12 protein-coding genes are annotated in these 12,547 nt (G+C 42.8%); 7 read left to right on the plus strand and 5 right to left on the minus strand.

Features of this window, described 5'->3' with window-relative positions:
• The first annotated feature begins 180 nt into the window (after positions 1-180).
• Positions 181-417: a sulfurtransferase-like selenium metabolism protein YedF gene (yedF, locus tag L884_RS0111530; protein ID WP_028767655.1), complete on the plus strand. Its 237-nt coding sequence runs from the start codon at positions 181-183 to the stop codon at positions 415-417.
• 74 nt (positions 418-491) lie between these two features.
• On the opposite strand, the gene L884_RS0111535 is transcribed toward yedF, so the two are convergent.
• Both L884_RS0111535 and L884_RS0111540 read right to left on the minus strand, forming a co-directional pair.
• Positions 492-1,220 carry a YebC/PmpR family DNA-binding transcriptional regulator gene (locus tag L884_RS0111535; RefSeq protein ID WP_028767656.1) on the minus strand — a complete coding sequence of 243 codons (729 nt, stop codon included), beginning with the start codon at positions 1,218-1,220 and terminating at the stop codon, positions 492-494.
• A gap of 174 nt (positions 1,221-1,394) precedes the next feature.
• Positions 1,395-2,300 (minus strand): LysR family transcriptional regulator, encoded by a 906-nt coding sequence (locus L884_RS0111540; RefSeq protein WP_051435616.1) that lies wholly within the window; start codon positions 2,298-2,300, stop codon positions 1,395-1,397.
• 147 nt (positions 2,301-2,447) lie between these two features.
• Here L884_RS0111540 and L884_RS0111545 point away from each other — a divergent pair, with 147 nt between their 5' ends.
• Positions 2,448-2,813, plus strand: coding sequence for a Cif family virulence factor (locus L884_RS0111545; RefSeq protein WP_028767658.1), 366 nt, complete (start codon positions 2,448-2,450; stop codon positions 2,811-2,813).
• A 414-nt stretch (positions 2,814-3,227) separates the two neighbouring features.
• A complete protein-coding gene (locus L884_RS0111550; RefSeq protein ID WP_028767659.1) occupies positions 3,228-5,063 on the plus strand; it encodes a multiheme c-type cytochrome in 1,836 nt (611 codons plus the stop codon).
• 309 nt (positions 5,064-5,372) lie between these two features.
• On the opposite strand, the gene L884_RS0111555 is transcribed toward L884_RS0111550, so the two are convergent.
• On the minus strand, positions 5,373-6,323 hold the full coding sequence (locus tag L884_RS0111555; protein WP_037410850.1) for a LysR family transcriptional regulator: 951 nt from the start codon (positions 6,321-6,323) through the stop codon (positions 5,373-5,375).
• 94 nt (positions 6,324-6,417) lie between these two features.
• Here L884_RS0111555 and L884_RS0111560 point away from each other — a divergent pair, with 94 nt between their 5' ends.
• From L884_RS0111560 to L884_RS0111575, 4 genes are all read left to right on the plus strand, one after another.
• Positions 6,418-7,491: an HlyD family secretion protein gene (locus L884_RS0111560; protein WP_028767661.1), complete on the plus strand. Its 1,074-nt coding sequence runs from the start codon at positions 6,418-6,420 to the stop codon at positions 7,489-7,491.
• On the plus strand, positions 7,491-9,098 hold the full coding sequence (locus tag L884_RS0111565; protein ID WP_156925683.1) for a DHA2 family efflux MFS transporter permease subunit: 1,608 nt from the start codon (positions 7,491-7,493) through the stop codon (positions 9,096-9,098). Before L884_RS0111560 ends, L884_RS0111565 begins: the two co-directional genes overlap by 1 nt.
• A 117-nt stretch (positions 9,099-9,215) precedes the next feature.
• The gene (locus L884_RS0111570) at positions 9,216-9,680 is read left to right on the plus strand and encodes a GNAT family N-acetyltransferase (protein ID WP_028767663.1); all 465 of its coding nucleotides are present in this window, start codon (positions 9,216-9,218) and stop codon (positions 9,678-9,680) included.
• 39 nt (positions 9,681-9,719) lie between these two features.
• A complete protein-coding gene (locus tag L884_RS0111575) occupies positions 9,720-10,604 on the plus strand; it encodes a radical SAM protein (RefSeq protein WP_028767664.1) in 885 nt (294 codons plus the stop codon).
• Positions 10,605-10,633: 29 nt separating this feature from the next.
• Here L884_RS0111575 and L884_RS0111580 read toward each other — a convergent pair whose 3' ends face one another.
• Both L884_RS0111580 and L884_RS0111585 read right to left on the minus strand, forming a co-directional pair.
• Positions 10,634-11,572: a LysR family transcriptional regulator gene (locus L884_RS0111580; protein ID WP_028767665.1), complete on the minus strand. Its 939-nt coding sequence runs from the start codon at positions 11,570-11,572 to the stop codon at positions 10,634-10,636.
• Positions 11,569-12,501, minus strand: a complete 933-nt coding sequence (locus L884_RS0111585) for a LysR family transcriptional regulator (RefSeq protein ID WP_028767666.1) — start codon at positions 12,499-12,501, stop codon at positions 11,569-11,571. The genes L884_RS0111580 and L884_RS0111585 overlap by 4 nt, the downstream gene beginning before the upstream one ends.
• Between the last annotated feature and the right edge of the window lie 46 nt (positions 12,502-12,547).

A 12,547-nucleotide genomic window follows, 5' to 3' on the forward strand; every position in this document is an offset into this window, starting at 1 on the left:
CTCGTTGCGAGCTGCATGGATGCAGCGAATGTCATTAAAGCAGGAGCACTTAATGACCTTGCCTCAAAACCGCTAAACTCTCGCTGAGTGACTAACTGTTTATACTGATTGGTATTAGTGAGTTAAACGAATTATTTATCAGGCTCAACGTTTTGAGCCTATTTTGCTGAGGAGCAGTGTATGCCAGCATCTATCGTAGCTGATTACAATTTAGAGATTTACGGTGAGCCTTGTCCTTATCCAGCGGTTGCTACGCTTGAAGCGATGCAATCATTGAAAGCGGGGGAAGTATTAGAAGTGATCACCGATTGCTCGCAGTCGATTAACAATATTCCTAACGATGCAAAGAACCATGGCTACGAAGTTTTAGACATTAGCCAGCAGGGGGTTATGTTGCGTTACCTTTTGAAAAAGTAATTTTCGGCGATTTAATAATAAAAAAGGCACTCAATGAGTGCCTTTTTTGCAGACTAGCTGCGAGTCATTGCAGCTTACTGTGGAAGTTCTGCGTTGTGGTAAACGTTCTGTACGTCGTCACAGTCTTCAAGTGCAGCAAGGAACTTCTCGAACTGTTCAACTTCTTCTGGATCAGTAATCGCAGTCATTGTTTGCGGCACAAAAGTGATCTCTTCCATCACATAGTCAGTGTCTTCTGGTAGCTCTGCAGCCAATGCCGTTTTCACTTTAAAGAATTCTGTATGTGGTGCGTAAACACTGATCATACCGTCTTCAAGTTCTACATCGGTAACATCAACATCAGCCATCATTAGCATTTCCAGAATGGCATCTTCGTCGTCACCAGCGAAAACAAATACCGCTTGGTGATCAAACATGTGGCCAACCGTACCTGGGCCACCTAACTTAGCGTCGTTTTTAACGAATGCTTGGCGAACTTCTGTGAAAGTACGTTTGCCGTTATCTGTTAAACAGTCTGCAATTACCATGCAGCCGCCTGGACCAAAACCTTCATAACGCGCAGTTTCGTAGTCTTCACCACCACCGCCTTTGGCTTTATCAATTGCACGCTCAATAACATGAGCTGGCACTTGATCTTTCTTAGCCTTGTTAATCATTTGACGAAGTGCAAGGTTGCCATCAGGGTCGAAACCACCGTTTTTGGCACAAACGTAGATCTCTTTTCCGTAACGAGAATAAAGTCTAGTTTTTTGCCCAGCAGTTTTCGCCATGGATTCTTTGCGGTTTTGGTATGCTCTGCCCATCTTGATCTTTCTCACTAAGCTTCAAAAATTGTCAGCAATGTTACCAGCTTTATTGCAACAAATCAGGTGCAGGCCTTTAAAAATGCTATTCACAGCGATTAATTTTGTTTTATGGCAGTAACTAAGGCGGCTTATTCACATTTGTAGGATCCAATTACAGCCAATTTAATCTCATTACTGTCTAGCTTGGAAAGATGTGATTAATGCGTCGATAGTCCTTTTAATTAGCAGTGGTTGTTCTCGGCCAAAATCATGCACGGCATAAACACTATTCAACTCACATTGATGGCTGCTAATGAGTTCAACTAATTGCTGTTGTTGCTGGGCTTGCTCAAACATAAAATCAGGCAAAAGCGCGACGCCTAATCCAGCTTTTGCTAACGATAAAACTGCAGAGGAGGTGTCGGCGTAGCGATTGGCATTAAACTGCATTATCAGGTTCTTTTGACCTTTAGTTGGTTTTTTTGATTGCAGTTGATGTTGAATTTTTTGCCCCTGCCAAGAGTTAGCGATGTAGTCCAGTTCAGTAAACTTTTTAGCATTTATCTGCGCCCTATGGCAGTTAATAAATACAGGGCTAGCGCAGAGCACGTCTCGAAATTCACCGACTTTACGTTGCATAAGGTTGCTGGAGGTGAGTTTTCCAACACGTACAGCCAGATCGATATCCTGACCAAGTAGATCTACACGGCGGTCTTGTACCTGAATATGGGGGCGGATCATCGGGTTATCTATGCACAAAGTGGATATTGCTGGCGTAACTATGTTGTCAATCAATGCATGTGGTGAGCTGATTTTTAGTGGCCCAGCTAGGGTGTCTGCCGCTTCTCTAGCTTGCTGCCAAGCGATTGCCGAAATAGCCCCAAGCTCATTACAACGCTGATAGAAGTCTTTACCCGCAGGAGTCAACTGTTGCTTGCGTGTTGTTCTATGCAGTAGCTGTACTCCTAGAGCCTGTTCTAGTGACTTTAAATGATGACTAATTACTGATTTAGATAGATCCAGTTTATCTGCAGCAGCACTGATTGAGCCGTTATCGACAATGTGTTTAAAAATAGCCATATGCCGTAAGTGATCCATATTGCCGTCCTTTTAATCTGGCTACTTTGCTGTTAAATGATTAGCTATTGTTCTGTTAAATAGAACTATGATTGCGATTTTGGCTAGGTTATCAATGCTAATTAACACTGTAAACTGCTGCTACAAATTCAAATTCAGGTACACACTATGTCACAGCAATTACTCAACGCCGTAAAGTTAGCGAGCGCCACTTGGATGCAAGGTTTTAATACACAAAATGCAGCGTTATGTGCGGCGCAATACGCAGAAAATGCACCAATGTTAGCCCGCCCTTTTGGCGAGTTTGTCGGTACAGAAGCGATTCAAGCCTTTTGGCAAAACTTAATTGACCAAGGTTATGCTGATGTCGAATACACCAGCCCACAGTTTAAAGTGCTAGATGAAAAGTCGGTATTGCTTACAACTGAGTGGAAAATGAACAAAGCTTATGGTGTTGTACATAAAGAGATTTGGGTACTTCAAGCCGACGGCACTGCCAAGCTAGTAGATGATGAGTTTGAAGTATTAGGTTGATGCTTAATACTTGTATTTGCAGTTATTATCTTGAGTGTATATTTATCGGTTGCTCTTAAGAATCGCTATTTAATATAAAAGGCTTAATGAGAATTAAGCCTTTTATATTTAGCGTATGTCATTTTATAAAGTGTGAGTTTATTACCGTTGTGTTTGCCAGTGTATTAATAAATATGCCGTTCGGTAAAGTTGGGTTACTAGTCAAGATTTAAAGTTAATTTAAGTTTTAATTAATGGGTTTGATTAATTGAATATTAAATTGTTATCGCTTTTGTTTTATTTGATTATTTATGTGAACTCTACCTCTAAAGATATATATTGTTGAGAATTTAATCACATAAATAATTGCTGTGAAACTTTAAGGTATTTACGGGGGAGTAAAGGTCACGACTTAATAAAAATTATGGAGTGATGATGAGAAAATTTAATAAATGCAGTGTGGCGTTAATCGTCGCCACCGCTTTCGGTCTAGCAGCCTGTAGCGATGGTAAAGATGGTAGTGACGGTGAAGATGGTACTAGCCCACTACCACCAGTGGTTGAGGTGACTGAAACGACAAACGTTGAAATGCTGGGCCATACCTTAGAAGAGGGCGCTGTGCGTTTTGAATTTGAGGTAACTAACGAAAAAGGTCTTTTGGTTAGCGGCCTTGAAAAAGTGAGTGCTGAAGTTGCTGAGCTAACCGACAAAGGTATCGCTCGCAGTCGCCCAGATTTTGAGGGGACTATTGCAGGTGGTAGCGCCAATGAAGAAACTGAAGGCGCAAGCCTGACAATGACAGAGGATGGTCGCTATGAGTTTTTAGCGCCTATGCCTGCAGTTAATGCGAGTACAGAGGGAATTATTCGTATCGCAGTGGGTGGCAGTGAGAAAATTGCTAAATCTGCCTACATTATTGTTGATAAAACAGAAGGACTACATACAACGTCCACTGCGACGTGTCATAGTTGTCACGTTGATTATGCCGCATCTAGTCTAAAACATCCTAGCTATACTGCGATCAATACAGACGGTGAAACTGATTTAGTTGCTGGCTGTATGATGTGCCATGGCAACGTGGTTCGTGATGACGGTGGCTATGCACGCAACTCGATGCAAAAGATTGGTCATATCAATCATCAAAAGTTTGAAAAAGACTTTGATGCCGCGAACTGTTATACCTGTCACGCAGAGCCTATTACTAAAGTTAATACCATGCAGACTTGTACTGACTGTCATGATGCAGCTGGTGTCGGTACCACAGCTGTAGCAATGACCTACAGTGGCTTTAGTGAGTCTGATGATGTACGTCTATTCCACAAAAAAGTGGCTGAAAAAGCTTTGGTTCGTGATGAACATTCATCAACCATATCTGCACCATACATGAGTACAGATGCGGGTTACTGTACCGATATCGCCTTGTTTAAAGGTGAAGAGCAACTGGATCTTGAGGCCTTGTTGGCCGATGGTACTGTCTCATATTTAGGCGCTTACCTACATGGTTATGATAATGGCTCGATTGTTGGCCGTGCAGCAAGAACCAGCACTACAACATTTGATGCCAACGGCACTGCATCTATCTGTTTTGCTAGCTTAGATGCGACTTTCCCTGAGTTAATGGCAAGCTCACGCATTACCTTTAACTTTGGTGATGATGCCAGTTATGACGGAGTAACTTTACACGGCTACTCTGACATGATGTCTGGCACGTTATATGAGCGCCGCCATAGTGTCACCATGGATAGCTGTAGCACTTGTCATAACAACGAAACTAACTACCACAAGAATGGCAGCTATGCCGATGGTGGCTTAGGTTGTGTTGCTTGTCATAACAATGGTCAAGATCGCAGTTCTAAGAACTCTGCACCAGGATTTGGCCCTATGGTTCATAGCATGCACTGGGGCGTTGGTAGTTCAGCAGTGACGGGTGAGCCTAATTCTGCGACTAAACTCAATGCAGAGAACTGTGTCGCTTGTCATGCTGAAGGTATTGATTTGAATGCGGTTCCTAACCAGTACATGTTATCTAAAGCCTTTAATGGCGGGCAATCAGGAGTGGCATCAAGCCCTGTAACGGCGAACTGTTTTGCTTGTCATGACAGTGACCAAGCACTTAACCACATGAAGTCTAATGGTGGTGAAATTAACACTCCAGTTGACCACACGGGTGATTGGTATAGCCAAGGTACCTCTGAATCATGTGCAACGTGTCATGCTGAAGGTCGTTCATACGGTATTGAGAAATACCACGTGTTTGACCGTAAAGAATAAAAAGTAAGGGTTAGCGGCTCCCTGCAATCTGCTAACCCGTCACTTTTTGGGGCGTAATTTAATCAGCATTTAAAAATAAGTGACTCTTTTTAATGTTGTTTATTTGGCGCCTTTTTTATACCTACTAATATATTGCAGTTAGTTAGATTACCTTTTACGTCGTTTGTACCTTTAAATGTAACTAGTTGTATTTTATTTTATCGTAACAATAGTTGTGAGTGCTTGGTTTAATAATCAATAATCTAGGTATAAATAAATGAATGATAATGCTATTTCTATATTTGATATTAATATTGAAATGACTCTTAGTTAATTCTGGTTGCTGAAGTTAGGCCGCTCTATAAATTCTGGCACATCTAGCACTCGGTCTTGCCAGTTATTAAATAAAGCTTGATAGAGAAACTCAATAAACACTTGATAGCGTCTTGGCAGATATACTCGCTGAGGCATACTCATGGTAACTAAGCTTTGTTTCATTGGAAAGTCATTGAGTATCGTGACTAGCTCACCTTTCTCTAATGCATCATGGGCAATCACTAAAGGGATCGCGGCGATACCTAAGCCTTCAATTGCCGCTTCACGCATTAGGGTGATGTTGTTGGTTTCTAGCCGAGATTTAGGCTCTATAGTCACCCAGTCTTGACCGTTAAATAGCGTCCAATTGTTTTCAATATGCGGTGAACTGAGGCGAATACATTGATGCTGATTAAGTTGTTCTGGGTAACTTGGTGTGCCTTGCAGCGCTAAGTACTTCGGGCTTGCCATCAAAATTTTGGGGGTATTGATTAGGGCATAAGTCTTGAGCCTGTCATCAGTTTGTGCCGTGATTTGAAACAATAGATCTATGCCTTCGCCAATGACATCTACCTGACGGTTAGTTAGCTCAGCCTCAATGGTGATATCTGGGTACAGTGCCAAGAACCTTGCGAAGATCCGTCCAAAGTAAAGCTGGCCCATTTCGATGGGGCAAACGATTTTGAGATGGCCTTTAATAGTTTGCTGTCTGGCACTGAGCTGATCTTCTGCGTTATGAAGATCGGCCAAAATACGGCTCACTCTATGATAGTAATCGGCTCCCGCTTCGGTGAGTTTTAATGCGCGGGTAGTTCTATATAAAAGTTGCACTCCGGCATCAGCTTCAAGTTCAGCCACTTTACGGCTAACAGTCGCCTTTGTAAGCCCTAAGGTATTGGCTGCCTTAGTAAAACTACCTTGCTCTACGACTTGAGAAAACATCTGAATACGATTGAGATCTATCATTGTTACACCTGTGAAACAGTGGGTAATTTTTTAGCTATCTAATAAGTATGATGAGACAGTAGTAAACTATGACTCACTAATCAAGGAGTCATTCATGTCCAAAACCAAATTATTTATCGCTATTCCTGCTTTTATTATCGCGCTTGTGGCAGGAGGCTACTATTGGTGGACTCAAGTACGTAATTTTGAATCTACTGATAACGCGTATGTAGAAGCTGATATCTCACATATTAGCGTTAAGGTGCCGGGTTATGTGACGGCAACCTTTGTTACCGACAACCAGCATGTGGCGAAAGGCCAATTATTAGCACAACTAGAAGATAGCCAGTTTGCGGCTAAAGTAGCCCAAAGTCAGGCGCTATTAAATAGTGCAACCGCGCAGTTAACCACGTTAAATGCGCAAATCGATCTACAGCAAGCCTTAATCAGTCAGGCTGAGGCGGGAGTAGTGGCTGCCCAAGCAGAGCAAGTGCGCAGTCAGCAGCAGTTAACTCGAGCGACTCAGTTAAAAGTGAAAAACTATAGCTCGCAAGACGCAGTTGATGAGGCGCAAGCTGCGTTTGAGTCCGCTACAGCTCATGTTGACGAAGCAAAAGCCGCTCTGGTTGCCAAGCAGCGTGAATTGAAAGTACTCACTGCACAGCTAGTTGAAGCGGATTCGAGTGTTGAGCAAAACAAAGCGGGTTTGGCATTAGCTCAGATCCAGTTAGCTGATACTAAGATCACCGCTCCATTCAGTGGCATTATCGGCAAGCGTGGAGTGCAGCAAGGTCAGTATGTGCAGCCAGGACAAGCCATTTATAGCTTAGTGCCTGACAATGCTGTGTGGATCACTGCTAACTTTAAAGAGACACAAATTGCAGATATGCATGCAGGCCAGCAAGTTTCTATCGAGCTAGATGCATTTTCAGGTAAACATTTTTCAGGAGTTGTAGACAGCTTATCGCCTGCATCTGGTGCCAAATTTAGCTTATTACCCGCGGAGAACGCTACCGGTAACTTTACTAAAATAGTGCAACGGATCCCGGTGCGTATTCGTCTTGATAGCGATTCAGCAGCGCAACTTGAACAAGGCAAAATAGTGCCAGGTCTGAGTGCGTTGGTTAAAGTCGATGTTGGTAGTGATGCAGCAAGCACTACAGCAGTTGCTAGCAGAGCGCAGTACTAATGTCTGTCGCGACTACCGATATCACCACAGCTGACACTCAGTTGCCTAAGACCAACATTGAGCAAGTTGAGCCTGGCAGTCGCCGTGCTTGGATTGCCGTATTTGGTGGCCTTATTGGTGCGTTTATGGCGATTTTAGATATTCAAATCACTAACGCATCAATGAAAGAGATCCAAGGTGGTCTGGGGGCAACGCTCGAAGAGGGATCGTGGATCGCAACGGCTTACCTCGTGGCTGAGATGATCGCCATTCCTTTGTCTGGTTGGCTCAGCAAAGGCTTAGATATTCGCCGCTATATGTTGTGGAATAGTGCGATATTTATCTTTGCCTCTTTGCTTTGCTCCATTGCATGGAATTTAGAGTCGATGATTGCCTTCAGGGCAATGCAGGGCTTTTTCGGTGGTGCGTTAATCCCGATGGCTTTCAGGCTTATCTTGGAGTATCTACCCGATAATAAACGTGCCGTCGGCATGGCACTGTTTGGTATTACAGCGACCTTTGCACCATCCATAGGGCCAACCTTAGGGGGCTGGCTTACCGAGCAATTTAGTTGGCACTACCTGTTCTATATCAATGTACCACCGGGATTAGTGGTGATGTCGATGTTAGCTTATGGCTTGGTCAAAAAGCCGATTAACTGGCCTGAGCTGAAAAATGTTGATGTCGCGAGCGTACTCACTATGGCACTGGGTATGGGGTGCTTAGAAGTCGTACTCGAAGAGGGAAATCGAAAAGATTGGTTTGGTTCTGATCTTATCCGCAATCTAGCGATTGTCGCTGCGATTAATATAGTTATTTTCGTTTATTTGCAGTTTAAGAAAAAAGTGCCTTTAGTTAACTTGAGGCTCTTAGGTAATCGTGACTTTAGTCTATCAACCGTTGCCTATTTTTTATTGGGATTAGCACTGTTTTCATCTATCTATATGGTGCCGTTATATCTATCGCAAATTCAAAATTATAATTCGTTAGAGATTGGTGAAGTCTTGATGTGGCTTGGTTTTCCCCAGTTATTGATTTTACCTTTTATGCCGAAATTGATGCAGCGTTTTGATAATCGTTACTTAGCTGGCTTTGGTTTTTTCATGTTTGGCGTGAGTTACTACATGAATTGCCATATGACTGCTGACTTTGCTGGTCCACAGTTAATTGCTTCTATGGTGGTTAGAGCCATTGGCCAACCGTTTATTATGGTGCCAATCGGCATGCTAGCCACGGCTAGATTACAAAAGTCTGAGAACGCCTCGGCATCAACAGTATTGAATGTGGTGCGCAATTTAGGTGGGGCATTTGGTATTGCATTAGTTGCAACCTTGACTGATAACTTAGGCCGACTTCATTTAGCGCAAATGAAAGAAACCTTGCCGGCTGTGAGTCCACTTGCTAACGGATATTTAAGCCAAACAGCGGCTATGTTGGAAGGTGCGGGATCTGATCCTATCACCGCCAGTCAACAAGCGTCGGCACTGCTGGGGCAAACCATGCAGCAGCAAGCCATGATCCAAGCTTATAATGATGTGTTTTTTATTATGGCGGGATTGTTGATGGTTGCAGTGGTGGCTGTGCTATCTATTCGTAAGCCTCTAGCAACAGACAACAGCGCCCATTAGGTTATGATTGTGTAGAAATAGGCGCTAAATATTGAGAAAAATTTCAAGGTTTAGCGCCTGTTTTTATCATAACAAAGTGCTAGACTGCGGCCTGTTGCATTGTAGTTGGAGCAGGTTATGCTTTGGAAGTCTTTGTCTTTTTCTGAGCTTTCACTTAATGAGTTATATGATCTATTAAAGCTTAGAGTTGATGTATTTGTGGTTGAGCAAAACTGCCCATACCCAGAGCTAGATGATAAAGATCGTCACGCGCAAACTCAGCATTTACTAGGCTTGAATGAGCAAGGTGTAATCCAAGCTTACGCTAGAGTACTCGCCCCAGGCGTGAGCTACCCTGATGCCAGTATCGGGCGCGTTATTGTGGCTGATTCTGCTCGCGGTGGCGGTGTGGCACATACTTTAATGCAAAAAGCGATTGCGATATCCACCAAGAAATGGCCTGAGCATAATATTCAGCTTGGTGGCCAAGAGCATTTAAAAGCTTTCTATCAACAGCAAGGATTTGAGCCAGTATCTGAGATGTATTTAGAAGACGGCATCCCACACATTGATATGTTACGAGTTACCAAAGTAGAAGCTTAATATTAGCTGATATGATGTTGCACAATTAAGGAGTGAGTCGTGCTCAACTATATAGAACCCGTATTTCGTCCACCATCAGAATGGAAGTCTTTAATACTGCAGGTCACTAATGGTTGTAGCTGGAATCAATGCAGCTTTTGCGACATGTACACTCAGCCACAAAAACGCTTTCGAGCGCAAAAGACCGATAAAATAGAGCAAGATTTAATTGCTGTCAGCAATTCTCGCGCCCATATTAGTCGGGTGTTTTTGGCTGATGGCGACGCCATGACCTTGCCATTTGCACGACTCGAAGCTATCTGCTTAATGATAAAACAGTACTTGCCTAATGTGACTCGAATTAGTAGTTACTGTTTGCCAAGAAATATTAATAACAAGACGCCCGAACAGTTACAGCGTTTAAGGGAGTTAGGATTAAGTCTGCTGTATATCGGCTGTGAAAGCGGTGATGATGAAGTATTAGCACGGATTAAAAAGGGTGAGACGTTTGACTCATCACTCGCGGCATTACAAAAGATAAAAGCGGCAGGGATTAAAGCGTCGGTGATGATTCTAAACGGCTTAGGCGGGGTCGAATTATCAAAACAACACGCTGAAAACTCTGCTAAGTTGATGAATGCCGCTCAGCCTGAATATTTGTCAACATTGGTGGTCACGTTACCATTAGGCACTGAGCGTATGGACGCGGCTTTTGACGGCCATTTTCAATTGCCAGATCAGACGCAACTCTTCACTGAAATGCACACTTTACTGAGTCATCTCGAGCTTGATAAAACGGTTTTTCGTTCAGATCATGCGTCGAATTATCTGGTTTTAAAAGGTATTTTAGGCAAAGACAAACTAGCACTGATTTCCCAAGTAGAAGCTGCTATGCGCACCCCTGAACGTATTCATTTACGTCAAGAGTGGCAGCGAGGCCTGTAGGTGTATAATCAAAGATCGTGATGCATGCTTCATGCAAATGAGTTTTGCTGTTTAAGCTGATTAACAATGGTTAGGCATTCATCTTTAAACCACTGTATAAGCGGATCTTTATGTACTCTGGCATGCCAATAAAGCGTGCTTTCAAACGGCTTTAATTCTTTGATTGCAACACCTTTAAGTTGTGATTGCCATAAAGGTGACTCCAAAGTGCGCAGCGGTACAAAACCAACGTGTTTACCTGCCAGCAAGCCATGCAACAAAACCTGAAATGAACTAGTCGAAAACGTGGATTTACGCTGTAGTTGATGTTGTACTGCGAGTTGAGTTATCTCCAGTTCTGCTAAGTTCGAAGCGGAATACTCTGCAGTATCATAGCTAAATATTTGCGCAAGCGTTGGTTGTTGCAACTTTGCGAGTGGGTGGTCAAGGCTATAGGCCGCGCAATATCGAGTAGTAGAGATGGTGCGCCCATGAATATTTGCTGGTGGCGTATCTGTTCCTGCGCCTGCAAGATCAATTTCCCCCGACTCTAATAAGCTAAACACATCTTTTGGCTTGTGAATAAACTCAAGCTCTATATTAGGCGCAGATAACAGGATTTTATCTAAAAGCATCGGGATTATTGCTTGAGTTAGGTCATCCATAAACGCCATTCGAATAACCCCATGACTTTCCATCGGATCAAAAGCTGTTTGTGAAATCAGTCGATCACTTAGATAAAGCCATTCAGTGAGTGAGCTATAAAGTCTTAATGCCTTTGTTGTTGCTTTTATCCCTTGGCCTTGCTTAATAAATAGCGGGTCATCAAACATAAGCCTAAGCTTCTTTAAGTTTTGGCTCATCGCAGGCTGTGAGATATCTAATCTTTCAGCACTTCTAGAAACACTTTGCTCTTCAATTAAAATCGTAAGGCTGAGTAAAAGATTAAGGTCACATTGCTGGATAATTTTTAAATCAGTTAAATTCATGACACTTTTTCTAAGGGTAAATGCAAATGTAATAGTTTAGTAAGCTGTTGTCGAAACCACTTCTGCAACTCTGGCGCTCTATGGTGGCGATCCCAGCAGATCTTTAATTCAAGCTTTATTGGCTTACCTAACCAAGCAAATTCCTCGACTTGCTGTTTAGGCAAAATATTTAAAGCAAAATGTGGCAGCAACGTTGCGGTATTATTGGTCTGTAAGGCATAAAGTAGCGCACTTAATGAAGCCGTTGTTAAGGCATACGCTGCATTTTGAGCATTGATTTGCTCTAATGAGGCTAAAGAATGCAGTTGGTTATGTTCTTGAAACTGATAGCGTAATAGTTTTATCGCACTTTCATCTATTTGACTGTGCCGGTTATTACTGAGTTTATGGGTAACCATTTGCCAAGAAGCCTTACCGATAACTTCGCTTGTTAGTGGCGTTGGTACATCATCGTAAAAACCAATAACCGCATCGGCCTGACCGCGTCGGAGTAACTGAAAACCATTAGCACTTTGGGATATATATTCCAGTTCAATACCTGGCGCTTGTTCACTCATTAAGGTTATAAGTGGGGCCATGATAAGCTGGGCAGTAATATCGTTCATAATAAAACGGATCCGCCCTTGAGCTGTTTTGGGGCTGAAATGATCGGCTTCTAATATGCGTGCGGTTTTATCGAGTAATGGAGTGAGCTCTAATGCGATGGCTTGCGCTTTATTAGTGAGGGTCATACCGTTGTTACTTTTTAGCAGCAGCGGATCAGCGAACATTAAGCGTAAACGTTTAAGGGTTTGGCTCATCGCAGACTGAGATAACCCTAGTTGCTTAGCGGCATTAGAAACATGAGCCTCGTTAAGCAGAACTGCTAAAGCGAGTAATAGGTTTAAATCGCAATTTTTTAGACGTTCAAGATTGAGCTGGGTCAGCATTGCCTACTCCTCTTTAAGAAACTGACTATAAACGATTATAATTTGC

It is taken from the genome of Shewanella fidelis ATCC BAA-318, assembly GCF_000518605.1.
Lineage (GTDB): Bacteria > Pseudomonadota > Gammaproteobacteria > Enterobacterales > Shewanellaceae > Shewanella > Shewanella fidelis.

Bases quoted from the DNA above. Each gene is read 5' to 3' on its own strand.
- L884_RS0111560 (WP_028767661.1), top strand. From the start codon at position 6,418: ATGTCCAAAACCAAATTATTTATCGCTATTCCTGCTTTTATTATCGCG.
- L884_RS0111585 (WP_028767666.1), bottom strand. From the start codon at position 12,501: ATGCTGACCCAGCTCAATCTTGAACGTCTAAAAAATTGCGATTTAAAC.
- L884_RS0111555 (WP_037410850.1), bottom strand. From the start codon at position 6,323: ATGATAGATCTCAATCGTATTCAGATGTTTTCTCAAGTCGTAGAGCAA.
- yedF (WP_028767655.1), top strand. From the start codon at position 181: ATGCCAGCATCTATCGTAGCTGATTACAATTTAGAGATTTACGGTGAG.
- L884_RS0111540 (WP_051435616.1), bottom strand. From the start codon at position 2,300: ATGGATCACTTACGGCATATGGCTATTTTTAAACACATTGTCGATAAC.
- L884_RS0111570 (WP_028767663.1), top strand. From the start codon at position 9,216: ATGCTTTGGAAGTCTTTGTCTTTTTCTGAGCTTTCACTTAATGAGTTA.
- L884_RS0111550 (WP_028767659.1), top strand. From the start codon at position 3,228: ATGAGAAAATTTAATAAATGCAGTGTGGCGTTAATCGTCGCCACCGCT.
- L884_RS0111535 (WP_028767656.1), bottom strand. From the start codon at position 1,220: ATGGGCAGAGCATACCAAAACCGCAAAGAATCCATGGCGAAAACTGCT.
- L884_RS0111545 (WP_028767658.1), top strand. From the start codon at position 2,448: ATGTCACAGCAATTACTCAACGCCGTAAAGTTAGCGAGCGCCACTTGG.
- L884_RS0111565 (WP_156925683.1), top strand. From the start codon at position 7,491: ATGTCTGTCGCGACTACCGATATCACCACAGCTGACACTCAGTTGCCT.
- L884_RS0111580 (WP_028767665.1), bottom strand. From the start codon at position 11,572: ATGAATTTAACTGATTTAAAAATTATCCAGCAATGTGACCTTAATCTT.